21 protein-coding genes, 2 tRNA genes and 1 pseudogene are annotated in these 24223 nt (G+C 73.2%); 13 read left to right on the forward strand and 11 right to left on the reverse strand.

Annotated elements, in window-relative coordinates; all coding sequences use genetic code 11:
• The 4 genes and pseudogenes from ACWGKU_RS10415 to ACWGKU_RS10430 form a co-directional block, all read right to left on the reverse strand.
• Nucleotides 1-475: pseudogene (locus ACWGKU_RS10415) on the reverse strand (hypothetical protein); the annotation flags it as partial.
• Nucleotides 468-1475 carry a LuxR C-terminal-related transcriptional regulator gene (locus ACWGKU_RS10420; protein WP_452178176.1) on the reverse strand — a complete coding sequence of 336 codons (1008 nt, stop codon included), beginning with the start codon at nucleotides 1473-1475 and terminating at the stop codon, nucleotides 468-470. The gene ACWGKU_RS10420 and the pseudogene ACWGKU_RS10415, both read right to left, overlap by 8 nt.
• Nucleotides 1465-2454, reverse strand: a complete 990-nt coding sequence (locus ACWGKU_RS10425; RefSeq protein WP_452178177.1) for a LuxR C-terminal-related transcriptional regulator — start codon at nucleotides 2452-2454, stop codon at nucleotides 1465-1467. The genes ACWGKU_RS10420 and ACWGKU_RS10425 overlap by 11 nt, the downstream gene beginning before the upstream one ends.
• A gap of 624 nt (nucleotides 2455-3078) precedes the next feature.
• Nucleotides 3079-4188, reverse strand: coding sequence for a TDT family transporter (locus tag ACWGKU_RS10430; protein ID WP_401056117.1), 1110 nt, complete (start codon nucleotides 4186-4188; stop codon nucleotides 3079-3081).
• A gap of 71 nt (nucleotides 4189-4259) precedes the next feature.
• On the opposite strand from ACWGKU_RS10430, the gene ACWGKU_RS10435 reads away from it, so the two are divergent.
• Nucleotides 4260-5186: a LysR family transcriptional regulator gene (locus ACWGKU_RS10435; RefSeq protein ID WP_452178178.1), complete on the forward strand. Its 927-nt coding sequence runs from the start codon at nucleotides 4260-4262 to the stop codon at nucleotides 5184-5186.
• Nucleotides 5187-5284: 98 nt separating this feature from the next.
• Complete coding sequence (clpB, locus tag ACWGKU_RS10440; protein WP_401054330.1) at nucleotides 5285-7891, forward strand: ATP-dependent chaperone ClpB; 2607 nt, start codon at nucleotides 5285-5287, stop codon at nucleotides 7889-7891.
• 61 nt (nucleotides 7892-7952) lie between these two features.
• Here the strand turns inward: clpB and ACWGKU_RS10445 are convergent, their stop codons facing one another.
• Nucleotides 7953-8237 (reverse strand): helix-turn-helix domain-containing protein, encoded by a 285-nt coding sequence (locus ACWGKU_RS10445; RefSeq protein WP_359897729.1) that lies wholly within the window; start codon nucleotides 8235-8237, stop codon nucleotides 7953-7955.
• Nucleotides 8238-8641: 404 nt separating this feature from the next.
• Between ACWGKU_RS10445 and ACWGKU_RS10450 the strand changes: the two genes are divergently transcribed.
• The 6 genes from ACWGKU_RS10450 to pyrE all read left to right on the forward strand — a co-directional run bounded on the left by ACWGKU_RS10450 (nucleotide 8642) and on the right by pyrE (nucleotide 15126).
• On the forward strand, nucleotides 8642-9199 hold the full coding sequence (locus tag ACWGKU_RS10450; RefSeq protein ID WP_452178179.1) for a YbjN domain-containing protein: 558 nt from the start codon (nucleotides 8642-8644) through the stop codon (nucleotides 9197-9199).
• A 120-nt stretch (nucleotides 9200-9319) separates the two neighbouring features.
• Nucleotides 9320-10480, forward strand: a complete 1161-nt coding sequence (locus tag ACWGKU_RS10455) for a pyridoxal phosphate-dependent aminotransferase (protein WP_401053435.1) — start codon at nucleotides 9320-9322, stop codon at nucleotides 10478-10480.
• A 501-nt stretch (nucleotides 10481-10981) separates the two neighbouring features.
• On the forward strand, nucleotides 10982-11521 hold the full coding sequence (locus ACWGKU_RS10460; RefSeq protein ID WP_380541384.1) for a DUF2617 family protein: 540 nt from the start codon (nucleotides 10982-10984) through the stop codon (nucleotides 11519-11521).
• A gap of 154 nt (nucleotides 11522-11675) precedes the next feature.
• Nucleotides 11676-13322: a polyamine aminopropyltransferase gene (locus ACWGKU_RS10465; protein ID WP_452178180.1), complete on the forward strand. Its 1647-nt coding sequence runs from the start codon at nucleotides 11676-11678 to the stop codon at nucleotides 13320-13322.
• A 200-nt stretch (nucleotides 13323-13522) separates the two neighbouring features.
• Nucleotides 13523-14545: an SRPBCC family protein gene (locus ACWGKU_RS10470; RefSeq protein ID WP_401047085.1), complete on the forward strand. Its 1023-nt coding sequence runs from the start codon at nucleotides 13523-13525 to the stop codon at nucleotides 14543-14545.
• Between the two features lie 44 nt (nucleotides 14546-14589).
• On the forward strand, nucleotides 14590-15126 hold the full coding sequence (gene pyrE, locus ACWGKU_RS10475) for an orotate phosphoribosyltransferase (RefSeq protein ID WP_359897723.1): 537 nt from the start codon (nucleotides 14590-14592) through the stop codon (nucleotides 15124-15126).
• A gap of 87 nt (nucleotides 15127-15213) precedes the next feature.
• On the opposite strand, the gene ACWGKU_RS10480 is transcribed toward pyrE, so the two are convergent.
• Nucleotides 15214-15936 (reverse strand): DedA family protein, encoded by a 723-nt coding sequence (locus ACWGKU_RS10480; protein WP_359897722.1) that lies wholly within the window; start codon nucleotides 15934-15936, stop codon nucleotides 15214-15216.
• Between the two features lie 384 nt (nucleotides 15937-16320).
• Between ACWGKU_RS10480 and fbaA the strand changes: the two genes are divergently transcribed.
• A complete protein-coding gene (fbaA, locus tag ACWGKU_RS10485; protein ID WP_401047082.1) occupies nucleotides 16321-17343 on the forward strand; it encodes a class II fructose-bisphosphate aldolase in 1023 nt (340 codons plus the stop codon).
• A 115-nt stretch (nucleotides 17344-17458) separates the two neighbouring features.
• Here fbaA and ACWGKU_RS10490 read toward each other — a convergent pair whose 3' ends face one another.
• Entirely contained in the window at nucleotides 17459-17878 is a 420-nt protein-coding gene (locus ACWGKU_RS10490; protein ID WP_359897720.1) for a DUF3151 domain-containing protein, read from the reverse strand.
• 219 nt (nucleotides 17879-18097) lie between these two features.
• Here ACWGKU_RS10490 and ACWGKU_RS10495 point away from each other — a divergent pair, with 219 nt between their 5' ends.
• A complete protein-coding gene (locus ACWGKU_RS10495) occupies nucleotides 18098-18883 on the forward strand; it encodes a DUF3152 domain-containing protein (protein ID WP_401047079.1) in 786 nt (261 codons plus the stop codon).
• A 36-nt stretch (nucleotides 18884-18919) separates the two neighbouring features.
• On the opposite strand, the gene ACWGKU_RS10500 is transcribed toward ACWGKU_RS10495, so the two are convergent.
• The 4 genes from ACWGKU_RS10500 to purS form a co-directional block, all read right to left on the reverse strand.
• Complete coding sequence (locus tag ACWGKU_RS10500) at nucleotides 18920-19735, reverse strand: maleylpyruvate isomerase family mycothiol-dependent enzyme (RefSeq protein WP_401047078.1); 816 nt, start codon at nucleotides 19733-19735, stop codon at nucleotides 18920-18922.
• A 67-nt stretch (nucleotides 19736-19802) separates the two neighbouring features.
• Entirely contained in the window at nucleotides 19803-22058 is a 2256-nt protein-coding gene (gene purL, locus ACWGKU_RS10505; protein WP_387726658.1) for a phosphoribosylformylglycinamidine synthase subunit PurL, read from the reverse strand.
• Nucleotides 22058-22735, reverse strand: a complete 678-nt coding sequence (gene purQ / locus ACWGKU_RS10510; protein ID WP_359897716.1) for a phosphoribosylformylglycinamidine synthase subunit PurQ — start codon at nucleotides 22733-22735, stop codon at nucleotides 22058-22060. The genes purL and purQ overlap by 1 nt, the downstream gene beginning before the upstream one ends.
• Nucleotides 22732-22986 (reverse strand): phosphoribosylformylglycinamidine synthase subunit PurS, encoded by a 255-nt coding sequence (purS, locus tag ACWGKU_RS10515; protein ID WP_049654013.1) that lies wholly within the window; start codon nucleotides 22984-22986, stop codon nucleotides 22732-22734. The genes purQ and purS overlap by 4 nt, the downstream gene beginning before the upstream one ends.
• A gap of 465 nt (nucleotides 22987-23451) precedes the next feature.
• Between purS and ACWGKU_RS10520 the strand changes: the two genes are divergently transcribed.
• From ACWGKU_RS10520 to ACWGKU_RS10530, 3 genes are all read left to right on the forward strand, one after another.
• Complete coding sequence (locus ACWGKU_RS10520; RefSeq protein WP_359897715.1) at nucleotides 23452-23769, forward strand: histone-like nucleoid-structuring protein Lsr2; 318 nt, start codon at nucleotides 23452-23454, stop codon at nucleotides 23767-23769.
• A gap of 143 nt (nucleotides 23770-23912) precedes the next feature.
• A tRNA-Gly gene (locus ACWGKU_RS10525) sits at nucleotides 23913-23985 on the forward strand.
• A gap of 39 nt (nucleotides 23986-24024) precedes the next feature.
• Nucleotides 24025-24097: transfer RNA gene (locus ACWGKU_RS10530), tRNA-Gly, on the forward strand.
• Nucleotides 24098-24223 lie beyond the last annotated feature (126 nt).

A 24223-nucleotide genomic window follows, 5' to 3' on the forward strand; every position in this document is an offset into this window, starting at 1 on the left:
AGGCCGCGGGCGAGCAGCCGACCGACCTGCTGGTGGGCGGCGGGCTCCATCGAAGTGGCCGCCGGGGCAACCCGATCCACAACCTGCGCCTGCTGCCACTGTTGTTCGAAGACCCCGACCGGGTAGGCCGGCATCGCGGGGCCTCGACGAGAGCGACGACCGTGTTGTCGGGAGCCGCCGGGATCACGGCCACGGTGGGGTCGAAGACCAGGAAACGGGTGAAGGGACGGTCCAGTACCCGGATCGCGCAGCCGAGTCCGGTGGCTCCTGCCGCGCAGTCGACCGCCCGGGGATCCATCGCGCTGTACGAACCGTCCACCAACTGCGGTACCGGCAGCCCGAGTTCCACCAGCCGTTGGAGCGCCGACCCGTCCTCCGCGCCGACTTCGGCCGCCCGCACCCGGCCGCCCTCGCGCAGGACGGCGGGGTGGAGGGCGCGGGCGGCGGTGAACGGGGTGGCGGGCGTGTCAGTCATGGTGCTCGCCCCGCAGCCGCCAGCCGAGGTGGAAGAGGGTGTGGGCGCCGTAGCGGTCGCGCAGCCGGGAGATGTGGGCGGCGACGGTGCGTTCGCTCACGCCCAGCCGGGTGGCGACGGCCCGTTGGGTGAGGCCGCGGGCGAGCAGCCGGCCGATCCGCACGGTGGTGACGGACGGCGGGTCGAGGTGGCGGCCGGCGGGGGTGGCGCGGGCCCAGTCGCGTTCGAACCGGGCGGCGAGGTAGGCGACGGTGGTGGGGTCGGTGAGGAAGGCGGCCCGGCTGAGGTCCTCGGCGGCGGGGATGACGGCCACCGCGCGGTCGAAGACCAGCAGCCGCTCGTAGGGCTCGGCGAGGACCCTCACCTGGGCGCCCTGCCCGGTGCGCAGGACGACCTGGCTCCGCACGCCGGCGTCGGCGAGGGTGACCGGCTGGTAGAGGGTGCGCAGCGAGCAGCCGCGGCGGAGCAGCGAGAGGTCCTGGGCGAGGGCCATCCGGAGTCCTTCGAGCGGCCGCGGTCCGGGCTGGGCGGCCAGGACCTCCTCCCGGCACTCCGAGACGAGTTCGCTGACCCGCCCGCGGACCTCGGCGGCGCCGAGGACGGTGCCGCCGACGGTGCCGCCGAGGGCGACGGCCGGGGAGCCTGTGGCCGGGGAGCCCACAGAACCAACGGCCCGGGAACCGACCGCCGGCGGCCCCCCGACCGGGCTGCGCGCCTCGTCGTAGGCGCGGGACAGCGGCCCGAGGGTGCCCGGGAGCCGCTCGGCGTGCCGCAGCAGGCGGACGGCGCGGGTGCGCAGTTCGAGGCCGATCCGGTCGCCGAGGGCGCGCGGGCTGGCGGCGGTCCAACCGGTGGCGGTGGGGGTGAGCAGGCCGCGGGCGACGAGGGCGGCCAGGGTGGGTCGGTCGGCGGGGGCGAGGTCCTCGGGGCGCAGCCGGCCGCCGCCCCGGACGGCGGCGAGGTAGAGGGCCCGCTCGGCCGGGCCCGGCTCATCGGTCATCGCGGGCGCCTCGCATCAGCCAGCCGAGCTGGAAGAGGGTCTGCGCGCCGTAGCGGTCGCGCAGCCGGGAGATGTGGGCGGCGACGGTGCGTTCGCTCAGGCCCAGCCGGGTGGCGACGGCGCGCTGGGTGAGGCCGCGGGCGAGCAGCCTTCCGACCCGGTCGGGGATGGTGCGGGCGGTTGCCTGGCCGAGGGCGGCGCCCTCGGCGGTGTCGGCGCGCGCCCAGTCGCGTTCGAAGGTGCCGACCAGGTAGGTGATGGTGGCCGGGTCGGTGATGAAGGCGGCGGTGCTGTTGTCGTCGTTGGCGGAGATCACGGCGACGGAGCGGTCGAAGACGATCAGCCGCTGGAAGGGCTCGTCGAGCACCCGGATGAGCGAGCCGTGCCGGATGACCTCCTCGGCGTAGGCGAGGGCGGGCGGGTCGGCGAGCGCGACCGGCTGGTAGATGGTGCGCAGCGAGCAGCCGCGCTGGAGCAGTTGGACGTCCTGGAGGAGGGCGACCTGGAGGGTGTCGGCGGGCCGGTGGCCGGGCTGGGCGGTGAGGACCTCGGAGCGGCAGTCGGAGACCAGTTGGGAGATCCGCTGGCGGATGTGGACGTGCCCCTCGACGTGGACGGCGCCGCCGGCCCGGTCGGTCGGGCGGGGCATCGCGTCGTAGGCCCGGGTGAGGCCGTCCAGGGCGCCCGGGAGGTTCTCCGCGCGGACCAGCAGCCGGGTGGCCTCGCTGCGCAGTTCGGCGCCGAGGCGGTCGCTGACCGAGCGCGGGCTGACCGCGGTGTAGCAGCGGTCCATCCGGTTGACCATCAACAGGCCGATGTCGATGAGTTGTTGGAGCGCTCCTCGGTCGACGTCGGCGACCTCGCCGGTGGGGACGCGGCCGCCCTCGGCGATGATGGCCAGGTAGAGCTGCCGGGCGGCCTCGTCGGGCTCCTCGCCCACGGGCCCGTGGTGCGGTGTGACCGCCGGTTCCGCCGTCACGTCGCACTCTCCCTGCCGGACGCCTCTCCCCTGGTCTGCCCGTGCTCCCCGCCGCACGAGCCGTGGCACCGGTGGGCCGGTACGGCGTGATCATGGATCAGGCGGTCACGGTACCGGGTGGGACGGCGGACCCCGGGCCCGGGTGCCGTCGCACGCCGGGTCGTCCGGGGGCCGCCATCGGTACGCCAGTCAAGGCGCTCCCGTCGAGGCGGAGCAGCAACGCCTCGACGGGTCCGGTCCGGGGGCCATCACCACACATGGGCCCCGGCCCGGCGCTCTTCCCCCCCGTTCCACCGGCGCGGGATGTCGCACCTGCGGTCAGCATCGAAGAGCGAGTCGCCACCATCGGGCTGCGGTTGCCCGGACGACTTGGCGTGTCTCCACCCTCACAGCGTGACGGCCGGTGAACAAGTGCCGCCCGAGTGCATGTTCGCGCAATTGCAGCTACCTGCATCCGGCCGCGGGCGCGACGGTCCGGACGGCGGGGTGGATTCCGGTGGAACCGGGGTGGCCCGGGGGCGTCGGCACCACCCGGCAGCGCCGTTGCCCGGCCGTGCGCGTTCCTGCACCGGCCGCATGCTCCTGAGCTGCGCGTTCACGCAGGCCCGGGGGTCCGGCGCCGCCTCAGCGGGCCAGCAGCCGGCCCCGTGCCAGCCCGGCGGCGGTGCCGCCCGCGGCGAGCACCCAGGCGAGCGCCAGCAGCAGGTACAGGCCGACGGCCAGGCCGCTGAAGCCCCCGAAGCCGGTGTGCCGGGCGAGCGCGGAGGCTCCGGTGACGCAGGTGCCGACCGGGAAGGTGTACGCCCACCAGGTCATCGCGAACGGCATCCCGGCCCTCCGGGCCCGCAGGTTGGCGGTGAGCGCGACGGCCAGCCAGAGCATGGCGACGCCGATCACCGCCACGCCGTACAGCTCGGCGAGGTCGGCCATGGCGGGCGCCAGCGCGGGCAGCACCGGGCGGGCGGCGTCGGCGAGCTGGTGGACCGCGGTGACGGACTGGCCGAGCGGGCCGAGCACCAGGAACAGCGAGGGGGTGAGCGCCAGGGCGGGCAGCTTGCTGTGGAGCAGCCCGGTGAACACCACCGGCAGCAGCACCAGGGTGGCCAGCAGGCCGACCCCGAACAGCGCCCAGCAGCCGTACAGCATGGCCTGCTGGGCCGTCCCGGCCGGCAGGTGGGGGACGAGCGCGGGGCCGCAGGCGGAGGCGACCAGCGGGGCGACCACGGGCAGCAGCCAGGTCGGGTTGGCCTCCAGGGCGGAGAGCCGGTGCCGGGTGATCATCAGGTACGGGATGCCGCCGGCCACGGCCAGCGCGTACAGGGTGCCGAGGCTCCACAGCACCGCGTCCAGGGCGACCGCCGGGCCGGTGCCGATGACCCGGGAGCCGAGCAGCAGGGTGCCCAGCCCGACCGCCAGCAGCGCCATCGGCGGGCAGCCGTAGAAGACCGCGGTGGCCGGGTTGTCCAGCAGCTGGGCGCGGGCCGCCTCGCGGTGCCGGGTCAGGTGGACCAGCCGGGCTCCGGCCAGCACCAGCAGGGCGGCCAGCGCGAGCGCCCACATCGCCTCGCCGAAGGCGGTCAGCCCGGGCGGCCGCACCGGCAGCACGGCGGCGCCGTTCGCCAGGATCGCGGTGCCCATCACGGCGGCGTACCAGTTGGGGCCGAGTTGGGCGAGGTCGGGCCGGCGGCGGACGGCGGGGCGGGCGAGGGGGCGGATACCGGCCAAAGTGGACATGTCCCCACCGTCGCCCGGAAGGCCGGGCGGCCGGTAGCGCCGGGGCTTCTATGGGGGCATAGCCTGAACCTATGGCCCTCTCTCCGCACGTCCCCGAACTCGGCGCCCTGGAACTGCTGCTCGCGGTGGCCCGGCTGGGCAGTGTCGGACGGGCGGCGGCCGAGCTGGGCGTCACCCAGCCGACCGCCAGTGCCCGGATCAAGGGCATGGAGCGGCAGGTCGGCGTCCCGCTGCTGGACCGCTCGCCCCGGGGCAGCCGGCCGACCGAGGCGGGCCGGCTGGTGGTCGAGTGGGCCCGGCAGGTGGTGGAGGCGGCGCAGGCGCTGGATGCCGGGATCGACGCGCTGCGCGAGCGGCGGGACGCCAAGCTGCGGGTGGTGGCCAGTCTGACGGTCGCCGAGTACCTGATGCCCGGCTGGCTGCTGGGCCTGTCCGAGGCCAGCCCGGGGACGGCGGTGACGCTGCGGACGGCGAACTCGGCGGAGGTCGCCGGGCACGTCCTGGACGGGGACGCCGATCTCGGCTTCGTCGAGGGCCCCACCACCCCGCCCGGGCTGGCCGGCGTGGTGGTGGCCGCCGACCGGCTGGTGGTCGTGGTGGCGCCCGGGCACCCGTGGGCGCGCCGCCGCGCCCCGCTGACCGGGGCCGAGCTGGCGGCCACCCCGCTGGCGCTGCGCGAGCCCGGCTCGGGCACCCGGGAGGTGCTGGAGATGGCCCTGCGGCCGTACGGGGGCGTGGCGCGGCCCCGGATGGAGCTGGCCTCGTCCACCGCGCTGAAGGCGGCGGCGATGACCGGGGCGGGGCCGGTCTGCCTGAGCGAGCTGGCGGTGACGGAGGAGCTGGCCACCCGGCGGCTGGTCGAGGTGCCGCTGGTGGCGGAGCTGGACCTGCGGCGGCCGCTGCGCGCGGTCTGGCCGGCCGGGCAGCGGCCGGGCGGGCCGGCCCGGGAGCTGCTGGGGCTGACCCGGCGGTCGGTCACACGTTCGCCGAGAAGTTGAGACGGAAGCGGGAAACAGAAAGTTGAGCGGAATAGACTCAAGTTAGTGCATGCTGTACGCAGCAGTAGTGAAGGACGACGAGGGAGGACCCCCCAGCAGTGGACGCCAGCAAGTTCACCACCAAGACGCAGGACGCCCTGTCCGCCGCGATCCGGCAGGCGGGCACGGCCGGCAACCCGGACGTCAGGCCGGTGCACATCCTGATCGCCCTGCTGGAGCAGCCCGAGGGCATCGCCCGGCCCCTGCTGGAGGCGGTCGGGGCCGACGTCGCCCGGGTCGACGCCGAGGCCCGCCGCCAGGCGGCCGCGCTGCCCAGCGCGATGGGCTCGACGGTCGCCGCGCCCCAGCTCGCCCGGGACACCGTCGCGGTGCTCACCGAGGCCGGCAGGCGCGCGAACGACCTGGACGACCAGTACGTCTCCACCGAGCACCTGATGGTCGGCCTGGCCGCCGAGGGCGGCCAGGTGGCCGAACTGCTGGCGCACCAGGGTGCCGCGCCGAAGGCGCTGCTCGCCGCGTTCAAGGACGTCCGCGGCAGCGGCCGGGTCACCTCACCGGACCCGGAGGGCACCTACAAGGCGCTGGAGAAGTACGGCACCGACCTCACCCAGGCCGCCCGGGACGGCAAGCTCGACCCGGTGATCGGCCGCGACCACGAGATCCGCCGGGTGGTCCAGGTGCTCTCCCGCCGGACGAAGAACAACCCGGTGCTGATCGGCGAGCCGGGCGTCGGCAAGACCGCCGTGGTCGAGGGCCTGGCCCAGCGCATCGTGGCCGGCGACGTGCCGGAGTCGCTGCGCGGCAAGCGGCTGGTCGCGCTGGACCTCAGCGCGATGGTCGCGGGCGCCAAGTTCCGCGGCGAGTTCGAGGAGCGGCTGAAGGCCGTCCTGAACGACATCAAGGCCTCCGACGGCCAGGTCGTCACCTTCATCGACGAGCTGCACACCATGGTCGGCGCGGGCGCCGGCGGCGACTCCGCGATGGACGCGGGCAACATGCTCAAGCCGATGCTGGCCCGCGGCGAGCTGCGGATGGTCGGCGCCACCACGCTGGACGAGTACCGCGAGCGGATCGAGAAGGACCCGGCCCTGGAGCGCCGCTTCCAGCAGGTGCTGGTCGGCGAGCCCAGCGTGGAGGACTCGATCGCCATCCTGCGCGGCCTCAAGGGCCGGTACGAGGCGCACCACAAGGTGCAGATCTCGGACGCCGCCCTGGTCGCCGCGGCCACCCTGTCCAACCGCTACATCACCTCCCGCTTCCTGCCCGACAAGGCGATCGACCTGGTCGACGAGGCGGCCTCCCGGCTGCGGATGGAGATCGACTCCTCCCCGGTCGAGATCGACGAACTCCAGCGCTCCGTGGACCGGTTGCGGATGGAGGAACTGGCCCTGGAGAAGGAGTCCGACCCGGCCTCGGTGGACCGTCTGGCCCGGCTGCGGCGCGATCTCGCCGACCGGAACGAGCAGTTGAGCGTGCTGACGGCGCGCTGGGAGCAGGAGAAGAAGAGCCTCAACCGGGTCGGCGAGCTCAAGGAGCGGCTGGACGACCTCCAGGGCGCACTCGAACGTGCCCAGCGCGACGGGGACTTCGAGCGGGCGTCCAAGCTGATGTACGCCGAGATCCCGGCCGCCGAGGCGGAGCTCGCCGAGGCACAGGAGCGCGCCGCAGGCCAGGACACCTCCGCCTCGATGGTCAAGGAGGAGGTCGGCCCGGACGACGTGGCCGACGTGGTCTCCTCCTGGACGGGCATCCCGGCCGGCCGGCTGCTGGAGGGCGAGAGCGCCAAACTCCTGCGCATGGAGGAGGAGTTGGGCCGACGCCTGATCGGCCAGCAGGAGGCCGTGCAGGCCGTCTCGGACGCGGTGCGGCGCACCCGCTCCGGCGTCGCCGACCCGGACCGCCCGACCGGCTCCTTCCTGTTCCTCGGCCCGACCGGTGTCGGCAAGACCGAACTCGCCAAGGCCCTGGCCGACTTCCTGTTCGACGACGAGCGGGCGATGGTCCGGATCGACATGAGCGAGTACGGCGAGAAGCACACGGTCTCCCGCCTGGTCGGCGCCCCGCCCGGGTACGTCGGCTACGAGGAGGGCGGCCAGCTCACCGAGGCCGTCCGCCGCCGCCCGTACAGCGTGGTGCTGCTGGACGAGGTGGAGAAGGCGCACCCGGAGGTCTTCGACGTCCTGCTCCAGGTGCTGGACGACGGGCGGCTCACCGACGGGCAGGGCCGCACGGTGGACTTCCGCAACGCCATCCTGATCCTCACCTCCAACCTGGGCAGCCAGTACCTGGTGGACCCGGCCACCCCGGAGGAACGCAAGCGGGAGCTGGTGCTGGGCGCCGTCCGGTCCGCGTTCAAGCCGGAGTTCCTCAACCGGCTGGACGACATCGTGGTCTTCGAGCCGCTGGGCACCGGCGAGCTGAGCCGGATCGTCGACCTCCAGGTGGCCCGCCTGGGCGAGCGGCTGCGGGAGCGGCGGCTCACCCTGGAGGTCTCCGCGGCCGCCCGCGACTGGCTGGCGCTCACCGGCTACGACCCGGCGTACGGCGCCCGCCCGCTGCGCCGCCTGGTGCAGTCCGCGATCGGCGACCAGCTGGCCCGGGCGATCCTGTCCGGCGCGGTGCACGACGGGGACACCGTCCTGGTCGAGCGGGACGAGGCGGGCGACCGCCTGACCGTCCGCGGCCGGGGGCCGCTGGAGAAGTAGCACCGCCGGGCGTCCGGCACCCGGGCCGCCCCCTCCGCTCCGGCGGCGGGGGCGGCCGCCGTCACTCCGCCGCCGCCCGTCGCAGCAGCCGCCGCGTCCGGTCCCGCCGGCTGCGCGCCAGCCGGTGCAGCTCGGCCACCTGGACGTCCGGCAGGCTCCAGGCCTGGGTCAGCAGCCTGAGCGTGGACACCCGCGGACAGGACACCCCCCGCTCCAGGTCCCGGATCGACCGCACGCTCAGCCCGGTCGCCTCGCCCAGTTGCTCCTGCGTCATGCCCCGGTCCAGCCGGATGCTCCGCAGCAGCGCCCCGAGCGTCGCGCCGTCCCCCGTCGCCGCTCCACCCACTCCTGTTCCCCCCTCAATTTCGGACAGTCCACCTCAGGACAGCTCAACTCCCCCGGCCTGGCCGGGATTTGATCGAATCGAGTTCCGTCGCACGCTAACCGCATCCGGCCGGGACGGCAGCCGAACCAGCGCGCCGGGCGCGTGACGTGGCTCACGCGCGCCCCTCCGGGGGCCCACACCCCACCGGGGTTCCCACCCCCGGCCCGAGCCCCGCACACCCTCGGTGACCGACACCCGTCCCACCGCCGCCGGAACCGCCGGACGACGGCGGGAGGAGCGCCGGACGAAGATCGACGCGCCCCTCGGCCACCCCTGTGAGCGGAGCCCCGGATGAGGCAGGATGGGAGGTGAAAAGGGCGGCCTCTCATTGCCGGCCACCACGTGCACTGAGGAAGAGGACCCCCATGAGCATCGACCCGTCGTCCATCCCGTCCTTCGGCGTTCCCCAGGGCGGCCAGCCCGGCGGCCAGGGCGGGCGGCCGGCCGGCCCGCCGCCGATCATCGTCCCGGACCAGGCCCTGGTCACCCAGCTGCTGGACCAGATGCAGCTCAAGCACGTCGTGGACGAGGAGGGCGACCTCACCGCCCCCTGGGAGGGCTTCCGCGTCTACTACATGTTCCGCGGCGAGCAGAAGGAGCTCTTCGCGGTGCGCGCCTTCTACGACCGCGCCTACCCGCTGGAGAAGAAGGGCGAGATCCTCGACCTGATCGACGAGTGGAACCGCGAGACCCTCTGGCCCAAGGTCTACACCCACACCCACGAGGACGGCGTGGTCCGCCTGATCGGCGAGGCCCAGATGATCGTCGGCACCGGCGTCAACCTGGACTACTTCGTCACCACCACCGCCAACTGGACCCAGGCCGCGGTCGGCTTCGAGCAGTGGATCGTCGAGCGCCTCGGCCTCCAGAACGAGATCGAGGGCGAGGACGGCGAGGACGGCGAGGGCACCGACGAGGCCTGATCCCGTCCCGGTACTCCGGTCCGGCCCGCCACCGCCCTCCGCGCCGGTGGTGGGCCGTTCTTGTCCCCGGCCCCCGGCTGACCCAGGATGGCCCTGACGACGAGCCGTGAGGAGCCACCGATGGGTACCAGGCCGCTGCTGAACCGCCGACTGACCGGGATGGGCACGACGATCTTCGCCGAGATGTCGGCCCTGGCCACGGCCACCGGATCGATCAACCTCGGCCAGGGATTCCCCGACACCGACGGGCCCGAGGAGGTCCGCGAGGCGGCCGTACGGGCCCTGCGCGAGGGCCGGGGCAACCAGTACCCGCCCGGCCCCGGCGTCCCCGAGCTGCGCACCGCGATCGCCGAGCACCAGCAGCGCTTCCACGGCCTCGCGTACGACCCGGACACCGAGGTGCTGGTCACCGCCGGCGCCACCGAGGCCATCGCCGCCACCCTGCTGGCCCTGCTGGAGCCCGGCGACGAGGTGATCGCCCTCGAACCCTTCTACGACTCCTACGCCGCCTGCATCGCGATGGCCGGCGCCACCCGGGTGCCGCTCACCCTGCGCGCCCCGGCCTTCCGTCCCGACCTGGACGAGCTGCGCGCCCTGATCACCCCGCGCACCCGGCTGCTGCTGATCAACACCCCGCACAACCCCACCGGCACCGTCCTCACCGCCGAGGAGCTCGCCGCCGTCGCCGCGCTCGCCGTCGAGCACGACCTGCTGGTCGTCACCGACGAGGTCTACGAGCACCTGGTCTTCGGCGCCGTCCACCACCCCCTCGCGGCCCTGCCCGGCATGCGCGAACGCACCGTCACCATCTCCTCCGCCGGCAAGACCTTCTCCTTCACCGGCTGGAAGGTCGGCTGGGTCACCGCGAGCCCGGACCTGGTCGCGGCCGTGCGCACCGCGAAGCAGTACCTCACCTACGTCAGCGCCGGCCCCTTCCAGTACGCCGTCGCCGAGGCCCTGCGGCTGCCCGACACGTACTTCGACACCCTCCGCGCCGACCTGCTGGGCAAGCGCGACCTGCTGCTCGGCGGCCTCACCGCGGCCGGCTTCCGGGCCTTCACCCCCGAGGGCACCTACTTCGTCACCACCGACATCACGCCGCTCGGCGAGAAGGACGGCATCGACTTCTGCCGTGCCCTGCCCGGCCGTTGCGGCGTCGTCGCCATCCCGAACGCGGTGTTCTACGACGACGTGGAGGCCGGCCGTAGCCTGGTCCGCTTCACTTTCTGCAAAAAGGACGAGGTCCTCCAGGAGGCCGTCACCCGCCTGCGGCGCCTGTGAGGGACCGCACGCCCCCTTTCACGCCCTTCGAACAGGGATGTCCGTGATCCGACATCAGTGCTGATGGCTCATCAACTTCCTTGATCAGCTTGCTTGTTTGCCATCATTGCGGCAATCCTTCCGAGCATCCGGGCACTCCCCCGCCGCCCTCCACGCCCCGCGCCTGGAGGGCGGCGGTGTGTGATGCGCCCGGGCAGCGCACACCCGGCGCGCACGGCGCACGATCCGGTGACAGGGGCGCGCGCTGTGCAGACTCGTACACGGGCTCGATCAGAGCCGGGAAGCAGGTGTGCTCGAAACGGTGAATGCTTGACAAAGTTGGGTAAATCACCGGCGGACCCGGCGTATTCGTGCTTCTCTGCTGCTGAATCTCCAGCCGGAATCCTTCCTTCCACGGTCGGCCGCGCCCAGGGCCGCACAGCCACGAACAGCCTCGCCATCGCCTAGGCCTACTCGCTGCTGCTCGGCGGGCGCGCACGGAGCTGAAACGCGGAGCCGAGCATGCTCACCACACTGCAGACCTCCTACACGGACACCCGGGCGGGTGACCTCGCCTGGTGCCTCGGCGGCGACCCGCTGCCCGCTCTCGCCGTCCGCGACCTGAGACTCGACGGGGGCGGCCACCCGGGCACGCCCGGCACCCTCCAGCTGCGCCTGCTGGGCGCCTCCCACCAGGTGGTGATCGACGCGGGCCCCGGCCAGTGCCTGGAGACCGTCGCCTGCCTGCCCGGCCGCCGCACCCCGCTGCCGGCCCGGGTGGCCAAGCAGGTCGGCGGCTGGGAGTACGAGTTCGCTGCCCGGATCGAGGCGCTGCCGCCGCACGACTTCGCGGCCCGCGCCCAGGAGCTGCTGGCCCTCGTCGAGGGGCACCCGCGGGGCCTCGCCGGGGTCTTCCCGGGCGACCCGAGCGCCTTCACCGCGCTGGTCACCCAGGGCGGCGCGGACCGGCTGCTCTGGCGCACCTGGCACGCCTACCCGCAGGAGGGGCAGCTGGTGTGCACCCGCTCCTCGCTGGTGGTGACCGGGGTGGCCGGGGCATGACCGCCGGAAGTCCGGACCGGAACACCGATCCGGCCGTAGGCCGCCCGGCCCAGGCCTACGAATCGTACGCAGGAACGGTTCGTCAATCCGATGTCGCCCACTGTCCGTCGGATGGGCGCATCCATCCGTCCCGCACGTCCCCTAGCGTTTGTTCGTGATCAACCATCCGACCGGTCCGCCCGCACGCCCGCGCGTGGACCTCGACGACGGCGCCCCACCCCGGCCCGGGCGAGGCCTCGCCCCACTCCCGCCCGCCCGCCGTCGGTCCCGGCTGCGCTCCAGCCCCCGGCTCGCCCGCCTGACCGTCCTGCTGGCCGCGTTCGTCTGCGCGGCCTGCGGACTCGTCTACGAGCTCGAACTCGTGGCGCTCGGCGACTACCTGCTCGGGGACACGGTCACCCAAACCTCCGTCGTGCTCTCCGTCATGGTGTTCGCGATGGGCCTCGGCTCACTGCTCGCCAAACGGTTCACCAGCCGGCCCGCCACCGCCTTCGCCCTCGTCGAATGCGCGCTCGCGCTCACCGGCGGACTCTCCGTCCTCGCGCTCTACTCCTGCTGGGCCTGGATCGGCCGCTACCAGGCCGCCATGGTCGGCCTCACCTGCCTGATCGGCGTCCTGATCGGCGCCGAGATCCCCCTGCTGATGACCCTCATCCAACGGATCCGGCGCGAGGACGCCGGACGCGCCGTCGCCGACCTGTTCGCCGCCGACTACGTGGGCGCGCTGATCGGCGGCCTCGCCTTCCCGTTCCTGATCCTGCCCGCCCTCGGACCGGGCGACGGCGCCCTGCTCACCGGCGCCGTCAACGCCGTCGCCGGGGCGGCCGTGGTGCTCTGGCTGTTCCGCGAGGAACCCGCCCCCCGGATCCGACGGCTGCTCTGGGGCGGCTGTCTGCTGGTCCTCGCCCTGCTCGCGACGGCCGCGGCCGGCTCCGACGCCGTCGAGCGCGCCGCCCGGCACGCCCTGTACGGCGACCAGGTCCGCTACGCCACCCGCAGCCGGTCCCAGGAGATCGTGCTCACCGGCCCCGCCGAGGGCCCCCTGCGGCTCTACCTGGACGGCCGGCTCGCGGTCTGCGGACCGGACGAGTACCGGAGCAGCGAGGGCCTGGTCCACCCCGCCATGGCGGCCGGCCCGGACGCCCGCGTCCTGCTGCTCGGCGGCGGCGACGGGCTCGCCCTGCGGGAGGTGCTGCGGCACCGGGGCGTGCGCACCGTCCGGCTGGTCGACGCCGACCCCGCCCTGCCCCGGCTCGCCCGCACCGACCCCGGGCTCGCCGCCCTCGGCGGCCGCTCGCTGGACGACCCCCGGGTCCGCACCACCGCGGCCGACCCGCTGGCCTGGCTGCGCGGCGCCGGCGCCCCCGGCGGGGACGGACCGTACGACGTGGTGCTCGCCGACCTCCCGGCACCGGCCGACGGCGGGCCGGTCAAGTTCCACTCCCAGGAGTTCTACGGCCTCGCCGCACGGCTGCTCTCCCCCGGCGGCCGGATCGCCGTCCGCGCCGGGAACGACCTGGACGGCCTCTGGCAGATCGAGTCCGGTCTGCGGACGACGGGCCTGCAGACCGCCCCGTACGCCGTCCCGGGCAGCGCCACCGCCGCCTGCCGCCCCGGCCCGCCGGACGACCCCCAGAACTTCCTCCTCGCCGCCGCCACCCGGCCCCCGCTCACCCTCGCCCCCGACGCCCCGTCGCCCCGCGCCCTCACCCCCGACACCCTCCACGCCACCACCGCCCGCCTCACCGCCCTCCGCCCGGCCCACCCCCCGGCGGCCCTCACCCTCCTCGGTCCCCGCTGAGGCCGCCCGGCCCCCGCCGAGGCCAACCCCGGGGAACCGTCTTCTCGGAAGCCCCGCCCCGCGCCCGTGGCGGGCCGGGGCGGGGTGCCCGTGCGGGCGGCCGCGGCGATGGTGCGACGGCCAAGGGAACAGGTGGGGCGGGGAAAATCCGGTGGTGGTGGGTAGGGACCGGGCGCGGCCCAGTCGGTAGGCTCCGTGACATGGAGCATGAGGTTCTCGTCCCGTTGTCCGCCGAGCCGGTCCGGCAGGCCTTGCAGGATCCGGCGCTGCTGGCGCGGAGTGTGCCGGGGCTGAGCACCGAGCCGGCCGCGGTCGGCGCCGGTGCGGCCGAGGAGATCGGCGGCCGGCTGAAGCTGCGGATCGGCGGCTCCACGATCACGTACAAGGGCGTGCTGTCGCTGATCGGGGGCCGGGAGGGCGTGCTGACCGTGTTCGCCGAGGGCGAGGAGGCCCGGGGCACCGGTGAGGTGACCGCCACCGTCCGGGTCAGCGTCGCGGACGGCGCCGAGGACGGCACCGCGGTGATCCGCTTCACCGGCGACCTGAGCGCCACCGGCCGGCTGACCGAGTTCGACGAGGAGACCCTCGACGCCACCGGCCGCCGTCTGCTGGACCGGTTCGCCGCCGCGCTGGTCGCCCCGGAGGGTGAGCAGCCGCAGGACCAGGACCAGGAGGAGGACGCCGGGCAGGACGGGTCCGGGAACGCCGGGGCCGACGCCGGTGTGGTCTTCATCGAGGACCGCCAGGACCAGCCCGGCGACGACCTGGAGGACGACCTCTCCGACCTGATCGCCTTCTCCGACGCCGATGCCGAGCGCTTCGGCCTGCCCACCGGCTCCGCCGCCGACGACGAGGACGAGGAGGACGACGTCGAGGACGGGGCCGCGGACGGCTCCGCCGAGCAGGACGGCGTCGCCGAGGAGCTCCCCGCCGAGCCGCTCTTCGCGTACGAGGAGGAGCCGGTGCTCAGCGGCCCGGTGCGCCGCAGCATCGTCGGCCGGTCCGCCGAGGAGGTGGACCACGCCCCGCCGCGCGGCCCGTACGCCCCGGCGCTGCCCGCCCGCAGCGCGCGGGCCCGGGCGGCGTCCCGCTGGGGCGGCGAGGCCGGCGGGATCGTGGTGCCGGGCACCGGCGGCCGCAGCGCGGTGCCGTGGGTGATCGGCGGCTCGGTGGCCCTGCTGGGTGGTGCCGTGGTGCTGGTCAGGGCGCTGCGCCGACGCTGAGCCCGGAGCGCCGCGGGAACCGTCAGGGCCTAGACTGAACGCTCATGAGCAACGACCGCGACGCCCTGCTGGCACAGATCAAGGACAAGGCCGTCGTGCACGGCAAGGTCACCCTCTCCTCCGGCAAGGAGGCCGACTACTACGTCGACCTGCGCCGGATCACGCTGGACGGCGTGGCCGCCCCGCTGGTCGGCCGGGTGATGCTGGACGCGACCTCGCACCTGGACTACGACGCCGTCGGCGGCCTGACCCTGGGTGCCGACCCGGTGGCCGCCTCGATGCTGCACGCCGCCGCCGCGCGCGGGCAGCAGCTGGACGCCTTCGTGGTCCGCAAGACGGGCAAGGCGCACGGCCTCCAGCGCCGGATCGAGGGCCCGGAGGTCAAGGGCCGCCGGGTGCTGGCCGTCGAGGACACCTCCACCACCGGCGGCTCGGTGCTGACCGCCGTGGAGGCGCTGCGCGAGGCGGGCGCCGAGGTGGTCGGCGTCGCGGTGATCGTGGAGCGCGGCGGCGCGGCCGCCGTGGAGGCCCAGGGCCTGGAGTACGTGACCGCCTACACCCTGGACGACCTGGGTCTCTGATCCCGTCCGGTACGACGAACGACTGAGGGCCGGTGCTGTTTCACGTGAAACAGCACCGGCCCTCGCCGTGTCCGGAGCGCCGGGAGCTCAGCCCCGCCGGTGCCGGCCGCCGCCGGCCTGGACCTGGCTCTCCTCGTCGACCTCGGCGCCGATGCCGGCCCGCTTCTTCTTCCGCTCGCGCATGATCTCGACCAGGATCGGCGAGATCGACAGCAGGACGATCAGCAGCACCGCCGGGATCAGGTACTTGTCGATCACCGGGGCGAGCGCGTCGCCGAAGAAGTAGCCGATCAGCAGCATGGACTCGGTCCACAGCACGCCGCCGATCACGTTCCAGAGGAAGAAGGTCCGGGCGGGCATCTCCAGGGTGCCGGCGACCGGGTTCAGGAAGGTGCGGATGATCGGCATGAAGCGGGCCAGCACCACGGCCTTGCCGGAGCCGAACTTGTTGAAGTACTCCTCCGCCTTCACCACGTAGTCGCGTCGGAAGATCTTCGAATCGGGCTTGTCGAACATCTTCGGCCCGACCTTGGCGCCGATCAGGTGCCCGAGCTGGGCGCCGGCGATCGCCGCGATCGGGCAGCCGATCAGCAGGACGGCGATCGGCAGCTTGGCACCGTCGCCGAGCACCGAGGAGGCCGCGTTCGAGGCGGCGACACCCGCGAGGATCAGCAGCGAGTCGCCCGGGAAGAAGAAGCCGACCAGCAGGCCGGTCTCCGCGAAGATGATCGCGATCAGCCCGATGGCGCCGAGGGACGAGATCAGGGATTTGGCGTCAAGCAGGTTGACGGCCAGCTGGTTGTAGTCCACGGGCGCAGGATAGCGGGCGCACCGTGCCGACCACGCGGGCGCACCGTGCCCACGACCCGGGCGCACCGTGCCGACGGCGCCCGGCGGGGGACGCCCCCCGGCCGCCCGCCGGAGCCGCCCGCGGCCGCCGTGCGCCCGTGCCGTGCGACGTTCCGCATGGCGGGCTCCTGCTGACCCGCGGGCACGAGTCTGGGAAGATGGCACAGGCGTCCGGTCCGCGGTGGCACACCACCCTCATGGCCGTACCGCGCAGGTCGCCGCGAACGTGCCGGAGAGCCACACCGCAACGCCGCGCGTCGGCGGGCCGGCACGGAGTCGTCACGAAGGCGTACACAGCGTCGGACAGCACCGTCCGTACGCCGCAACCCGACAGGAGCGGATCGCATGCCCATCGCAACTCCCGAGGTCTACAACGAGATGCTGGACCGGGCCAAGGCGGGCAAGTTCGCCTACCCGGCCATCAACGTCACGTCGTCGCAGACGCTGCACGCCGCACTGCGTGGTTTCGCCGAGGCCGAGAGCGACGGCATCATCCAGATCTCGACCGGTGGCGCGGAGTTCCTGGGCGGCCAGCACAACAAGGACATGGTGACCGGCGCCGTCGCGCTCGCCGAGTTCGCCCACATCGTCGCCGCCAAGTACGACGTCACCGTCGCGCTGCACACCGACCACTGCCCGAAGGACAAGCTGGACGGCTACGTCCGCCCGCTGCTGGCGGTCTCCGCCGAGCGCGTGGCCCGGGGCGAGAACCCGCTGTTCCAGTCGCACATGTGGGACGGCTCGGCCGAGACCCTCTCCGACAACCTGGGCATCGCCCAGGAGCTGCTGGCCCAGGCCGCCGCCGCCAAGATCATCCTTGAGGTCGAGATCACCCCGACCGGCGGCGAGGAGGACGGCGTCACCCACGAGATCAACGACGAGCTGTACACCACCGTCAACGACGCCGTGCGCACCGCCGAGGCGCTGGGCCTGGGCGAGAAGGGCCGCTACCTGCTGGCCGCCTCCTTCGGCAACGTGCACGGCGTGTACAAGCCGGGCAACGTCGTGCTGAAGCCGGAGCTCCTGCGCGAGCTCCAGGACGCGATCGGCAAGCAGTACGGCAGGACCGACCCGTTCGACTTCGTCTTCCACGGCGGCTCGGGCTCCAGCGCCGAGGAGATCGCCACCGCGCTGGAGAACGGCGTCGTGAAGATGAACCTGGACACCGACACCCAGTACGCCTTCACCCGCCCGGTGGCCGGCCACATGTTCGCCAACTACGACGGCGTGCTGAAGGTCGACGGCGAGGTCGGCAAGAAGAACACCTACGACCCGCGCACCTGGGGCAAGCTGGCCGAGGCCGGCATGGCCGCCCGCGTGGTCGAGGCCGCCGAGCAGCTGCGTTCGGCGGGCAAGCGCCTGAAGTGAGTCCCGCGCCCGACGCGGGGCCCACGGGCCGCGTGAGCCCCGCGCCCCGGGCGTGACGTGACGGACGGGTGCCCCCGGCGGAAACCGCCGGGGGCACCCGTCTGTCCGGGGGTGTCTACTGCTTGAGCTCCGCGTACGCCTCCGCGCTGCTGTCCTTCAGGAACTGCCAGCAGCGGGTCTCCTCCTCGGTCTCCTTGATCGCGCCGGCCGCCCGGGCGAGCGCCGCCAGGCAGCGCAGGAAGCCGCGGTTGCCGCGGTGCTCCCACGGCACCGGGCCGTGGCCCTTCCATCCGTTGCGCCGCAGCGCGTCCAGCCCGCGGTGGTAGCCGGTACGGGCGTAGGCGTACGACTCGACGTACCGGCCGGCCGCGTAGGCGTCGTCGGCGAGCATGGCCCAGGCCAGGCAGAAGACCGGGAACTCGGCCGCCACCTGGGTGGGGGAGGCCGACTCCTCCGCCAGCATCCGGTAGGGCCGCTCCTCCTCCGGGAGGAGAGTGGGTTCGGGACCGTCGAGAAGGTTCCTGTGAATCGCCATGCCCTGAAGTCTGCCACCCGAGACGCAGGGGTCAACCGCCGTCCCCGGCGGGCGCCCGTCCCGCGACGCCGAAGTCACATACGAGGCGTGTGGACATTCACCCGTTCGCCTGCCACTGTGAAGATCATGTCCGCAGCCCGATCCGTCGGCCGGCGCACCGCACCGCCCCGGAAGGGCGGTCGCCGACGCCGCAGGCCGCGACGCGGACCCGGTCCTGGCATGCTCACGGCACTCGTGCTCTCCGCCGTGGTACTGGGGGCCGCGGCGATCATGCTGTACCGCCCAGCGGGAACCCCGGCCGCCGCCCCGACCGCCCAGGCGAGGGTCGCCCCGCCGGGCGAGCAGGCCACCACGGCGGCACCGACGGCGGAGCAGGCGCCGCCCCCGGCTCCCGCCCCGGCCGACACCCCGCCGCCCGCCCCCGCCGCGCCGGACCCCGGCCCCACCAAGGGCGCGGGCACCTTCACCGTCGCCCCGGCCACCGCCAAGCCGGTCGGACGCGGCAACGTACGCCGCTACCGGATCGAGGTCGAGGACGGCATCGGCATCGACGCCCCGACCGCCGCCACGCAGATCCACGCCATCCTCGGCGACAGACGAGGCTGGACCAACGACCGCAAGAACGGCTTCCAGCTGGTCGCCGACGGCCCGTACGACTTCGCCGTGAAGATCGCCTCGCCGGCCACCGTGGACCGGATCTGCGGCGCCTCCGGGCTGGACACCCACGGCGAGGTCAACTGCAACGTCGGCAACCAGGTGCTCGTCAACTCCAAGCGCTGGAACACCGGTTCACCGCAGTTCAGCGGACCGCTGGAGGAGTACCGGGCGCTGATCGTCAACCACGAGGTGGGCCACCGGATCGGCCACGGGCACGAGGGCTGCCCGGGCGAGGGCAAGCCCGCCCCCGCGATGATGCAGCAGATCTACGGCCTCAAGGGCTGCACGCCCAACGCCTGGCCGTACTCGGCACAGGGCACGTACGTGGGCGGGCCGTCCGTCCCGTAGAACCGCGGCGGCGGGGGCGGGTCCTGGGCAGCCGCCCTAACAGAGCACCGGCAGGTACTCCCGCAGGTCGCTGCGCTCCCCCGAGGCGGACACCTCGGCCGCCTCCACCGCCGCCGCCCAGTCGGCCCGGCCGGTGGCCAGCCGGATCCAGGTCAGCGGATCGGTCTCCACCACGTTGGGCGGGGTGCCCCGGGTGTGCTTCGGCCCCGGTACCGCCTGGACGACCGCGAACGGCGGGACGCGCAGCTCGACGGCGCCGCCGGGCACCTGCCCGGCGAGGGCGTCGGCCAGCATCCGGGAGACGGTGGCGAGGGCCTCGCGGTCGTGCGGGAAGGCGTCCAGGCCGAGCGCGTCGGCCAGGTCGTCGGCGTGCACCACGGCCTCGATCAGCCGGGTCACCAGGTAGTCGCTCAGGAGCATCGGATGGCCGCTCAGGAAGGTCACCCGCCGCTCCGGTTCCGCCGCGGCCCGGCTGTCGAGCACGGCCAGCACGGCGTCGAGCGACCGGTCGAACTCGGCGACCACCTCCTTGGGCGGGCCGGCGAACCCGGCCGCCGTGTGCTCCGTGGTCGCGGCGTCGACGAAGCCGGCCATCGTTCCGGCCAGCGTCGCGTAGTCGGCCAGCGGGAGCACCGGCCCGTCCACCTCCGGCAGGTCCAGCACGGCGGACAGCTGGCTCAGCGCCAGGCTCAGGTGGGTCACCAGCTCCCGCACCCTCCAGGAGCCGAGCCGGGTCGGCCGTTCCAGATCGGACTCCGTCAGCTGGTGCACGACCACGCGCACCGCCTCGCTCTGCGCCGTCAACGCGGCGCTCACCTTCTGCGGCTGATACGTACGGGACTTGGCAGGCATGGGCGTCAACATACGCCGAGGGGCGGGTGGTTCACCAGAGAACCACCCGCCCCTCGTCGACCGTGCGTCAGGCCAGCAGGGCCTCGATGACACCGGTGCGGGCGTCCTTCAGCTCGGCCAGCGAGACGCTGAACTGGCCCTGGACGTCCAGGCTTTCGCCGTCCACGACACCGATCCGGGTGGCCGGCAGGCCGCGCGCGGTGCACATGTCGTTGAACCGGAGCTCCTCGCTGCGCGGCACCGCCACGACGGCGCGGCCGGCCGACTCCGAGAACAGCAGGACGAACGGGTCCTGGCCCTCGGGCAGAACGATCCGCGCACCGTGGCCGCCCTTGAGGCAGCTCTCCACCAGCGCCTGACCGAGACCGCCGTCGGACAGGTCGTGCGCGGCGTCGATCATGCCGTCGCGCGAGGCGGCGATCAGGATCTCGCCGAGCAGCCGCTCGCGCTCCAGGTCCACCGCGGGCGGCAGGCCGCCGAGGTGGTCGTGGACGGCCTGCGACCAGGCCGAGCCGCCGAGCTCGTCCGCCGTGTCGCCGAGCAGGTAGAGCAGCTGCCCCTCCTCGGCGAAGGCCAGCGGGGTGCGCCGGGTGACGTCGTCGATGACGCCGAGCACCGCGACCACCGGGGTCGGGTGGATGGCGACCTCGCCGGTCTGGTTGTACAGCGAGACGTTTCCGCCGGTGACCGGGGTGCCGAGCACCAGGCAGGCGTCGGCCAGGCCGCGGGTGGCCTCGGCGAACTGCCACATCACGTCCGGGTCCTCGGGGGAGCCGAAGTTGAGGCAGTCGGAGACGGCGAGCGGCTTGGCACCGCCGGCCGCGACGTTGCGGTACGCCTCGGCCAGGGCCAGCTGGGCGCCGGTGTACGGGTCCAGCTTGGCGAAGCGGCCGTTGCCGTCGGTGGCGACCGAGACGCCGAGGTTGGTCTCGTCGTCGATCCGGATCATGCCCGAGTCCTCGCCGTGCGAGAGCACGGTGTTGCCGAGCACGTAGCGGTCGTACTGGTCGGTGATCCAGGACTTGGAGGCCTGGTTCGGGTGGCTCGCGACCTTCAGCAGGTCGGCCTTGAGGCCCTCGCCGGTGGTCGGGCGGGCCAGCCGCTCGGCGGTCGGGGCGTCGGCCTGCAGCGCGTCCTGCCAGCTCGGGCGGGCGTACGGGCGCTCGTAGGTCGGGCCCTCGTGGGCGACGGTGCGCGGCGGGACGTCCACCACGAGCTCGCCGTGCCAGAAGATCTCCAGGCGCTCGCCGTCGGTCACCTCACCGATGACGTTGGCGATGACGTCCCACTTCTCGCAGATCTCCAGGAAGCGGTCGACCTTGTCGGGCTCCACGATCGCGCACATGCGCTCCTGCGACTCGCTCATGAGGATCTCCTCCGGCGAGAGCGTGTGGTCGCGCAGGTGCACGGTGTCGAGCTCGATCCGCATGCCGCCGGAGCCGGCCGAGGCCAGCTCGCTGGTGGCGCAGGACAGACCGGCGCCACCGAGGTCCTGGATGCCCTTGACGAGCTTCTCCCGGAAGATCTCCAGGGTGCACTCGATCAGGAGCTTCTCCTGGAACGGGTCGCCGACCTGGACGGCCGGGCGCTTGGCCGGCTTGCTGTCGTCGAAGGTCTCGGAGGCGAGCACCGAGACGCCGCCGATGCCGTCGCCGCCGGTGCGGGCGCCGTACAGGATGACCTTGTTGCCGGCGCCGGAGGCCTGCGCGAGGTGGATGTCCTCGTGCTTCATGACGCCCACGCACAGCGCGTTGACCAGCGGGTTGCCCTGGTAGCAGGAGTCGAAGACGACCTCGCCGCCGATGTTCGGCAGGCCCAGGCAGTTGCCGTAGCCGCCGATGCCCGCGACGATCCCGGGCAGCACGCGCCGGGTGTCCGGGTGGTCGGCCGCACCGAAGCGCAGCGGGTCCATCACGGCGACCGGGCGGGCGCCCATCGCCAGGATGTCGCGCACGATGCCGCCGATGCCGGTGGCCGCGCCCTGGTAGGGCTCGATGTACGACGGGTGGTTGTGCGACTCGACCTTGAAGGTGACCGCGTACCCCTGGCCGACGTCGACGACGCCGGCGTTCTCGCCGATGCCGACGAGCATCGCGTCCGAATCCGGCTTCTTCTCGCCGAACTGCTTCAGGTGGACCTTGCTGCTCTTGTACGAACAGTGCTCCGACCACATGACCGAGTACATGGCGAGTTCGGCGCCGGTCGGGCGGCGGCCGAGGATCTCCCGGATGCGCGCGTACTCGTCCTCCTTGAGGCCGAGCTCGGCCCAGGGCTGGGCGGCGTCCGGGGTCTGCTCGGCGTTCTTGACGGTGTCGAGGCTCATCAGGCGTTCACCAGCTGCTTCAGGACGGAAGTGAAGAAGCCCAGGCCCTCGGTGGTCGGGCCGGTGAGCGGCTCCACGGCGTGCTCCGGGTGCGGCATCAGGCCGACGACATTGCCGGCGGCGTTGGTGATGCCGGCGATGTCGCGGTACGAACCGTTCGGGTTGACGTCCAGGTAACGGGCGACGACCCGGCCCTCCGCCTCCAGTTCGTCGAGCACCCGCTCCTCGGCGACGAAGCGGCCCTCGCCGTTCTTCAGCGGGACGACGATTTCCTGGCCGACCGAGTAATCCCGGGTCCAGGCGGTGCCGGCGTTCTCGATGCTCAGCTTCTGGTCGCGGCAGATGAAGTGCAGCGAGTCGTTCCGGGTGAGCGCCCCGGGCAGCAGGTGCGATTCGCAGAGCACCTGGAAGCCGTTGCAGATACCGAGCACCGGCATTCCGAGCTTCGCCTGCTCGATGACGGTCTCCATCACCGGCGAGAAGCGGGAGATCGCACCGCAGCGCAGATAGTCGCCGTAACTGAATCCGCCGGGCAGGACGACGGCGTCGACCTGGTGGAGATCCTTGTCACGGTGCCACAGGGCGACCGGCTCGGCGCCGGCGAGGCGGACCGCCCGCTGGGCGTCGCGGTCGTCGAGGGAGCCGGGGAAAGTGACGACGCCGACGCGGGTGGTCACTTGCCCTCCTCCTCGACCCGGACGGTGAAGTCCTCGATCACGGTGTTGGCGAGAAAGGTCTCGGCGGCTTCGCGGATACGGGCGAGCGCCGCGTCGTCGACCGGGCCCTCCACATCCAGCTCGAAACGCTTGCCCTGGCGGACGTCGGCGATCCCGGTGAATCCGAGGCGGGGCAGTGCACGCTGCACCGCCTGTCCCTGGGGGTCGAGGATCTCCGGCTTGAGCATGACGTCGACTACGACGCGTGCCACTGGCACTCCCGGTGGTGTCTTCGGTGAGGCGGGGGAACTCCAGACTACCGGTGGTTTCGGGCAGGATTGCTGGCCGGGGATAGCGACGCGCGTAGACCCGAGACCCTTACGCCACAAGGGATCCGGACCCCTCACCCGCCGCCCGGGCCGACCGGTTTCCGTGGATTCGGCACTCGGAACGGCCCCGTCCGGAGAACACCCGAATACGGCACTTGGGGACAGAACCGCCCGTCCCGCACATCGGTATCCAGGAGTCCCGCGAAGAGACGTGAATATCCGGAAAAGAATGCCGGACTCTTCGATTTCTGCCCCCTTCGGGTGCAGAATAGGGCCACCTGTCGCGGCAAGTGCTGCGTATCAGGCGAGCCACCCGGCGCGCCCGTACGCGCTTGCGCGAGTTGGTGCACATCAGGCCCCGGTACCCCCTCGGACCGGCGGCCGAATTGCCCGAGAGGATTGACACCCATGGCACAGCGTGTAGTTGTCACGCTCTCCGACGACCTGGACGGCGGCTCCGCCGCGGAAACCGTCCACTTCGGCGTCGACGGAAAGTCGTACGAGATCGACCTGTCCGTGGACAACGCGGAAAAGCTGCGGGAGGCCCTCGCTCCGTTCGTCGCCGCCGGCCGCCGCCAGAGCCGCACCGGAAAGTCCTTCCGCCGCACCGCCCTCACCCCGGACCCGGCCGCCGTCCGCGCCTGGGCCCTGTCCCGCGGGATGGAACTGCCGGCCCGTGGCCGCATCCCCAAGCACGTGTACGAGGCGTTCGCCGAGGCGAACTGAGCCTCGCGGGAGTCCGCTCCCCGGTCGCCCCGCCCGCCCTGACCGAAAGGGTGGGGCGACCACCCCGAACGATGCTGTAGAGTATTCCTCGTCGCCGCAACGGAGAGATCCGAAGAGGCGGCGGGTGCCCCACCAGGCACCATGCGGACGTGGCTCAGTTGGTAGAGCATCACCTTGCCAAGGTGAGGGTCGCGAGTTCGAATCTCGTCGTCCGCTCGCAGTGCGCGAGCACAGCACAACTCAATAGTTTGACCTGCGGACGTGGCTCAGTTGGTAGAGCATCACCTTGCCAAGGTGAGGGTCGCGAGTTCGAATCTCGTCGTCCGCTCCGATCCGAAGGGCCCCCTCGTGCGAGGGGGCCCTTCGGCATTCCTCCCCGCACTCCTGGCACGGCGGTGCCCCGGGCGCCGGCGATGTCGGCCATGACATTTGTCATCGCCGACCCGTGGATCCC

It is taken from the genome of Kitasatospora sp. NPDC054768, assembly GCF_053612025.1.